A 365-nucleotide genomic window follows, 5' to 3' on the forward strand; every position below is an offset into this window, starting at 1 on the left:
GGACTGAGCTATGGCCTCAGTGCCAACACTCGCGGTCTGCAACTGATGCTGTCCGGCTACCAGGATAAACTGCCCGAGCTGCTCAAACGGGTACTCGAAGGCATGCAACAGGTCAATATCAGCGATGACCAGTTCCAGCGCTATCAAGCCTCGCTGCAGCGTAATCTGGAAAACCAGCTCAAGGCCAAGCCCTACGAACGCGGCATCGCCGAGCTGAAGCGCCAGATTTACTCCCCCAGCTTTAACGAACAGCAACTGCTGGCTGAACTGGGCTCCGTCAGTCGCGCCGATGTCGCAGCCTTCGCCAACGCCCTGAAAGGCCAGACCGCCACCCGTATGTACATCCACGGCAGCATGAGCAAGGC

The 365-nt window shown here is 58.6% G+C and carries 1 protein-coding gene; it reads left to right on the top strand.

All coding sequences use genetic code 11. From position 1 onward, the window contains the following. Window positions 1–365, top strand: a 365-nt coding sequence (locus Q4563_RS17225) for a hypothetical protein (protein WP_303605365.1), incomplete at both ends; no start/stop codon positions are given.

It is taken from the genome of Gilvimarinus sp. 1_MG-2023, from assembly GCF_030548285.1.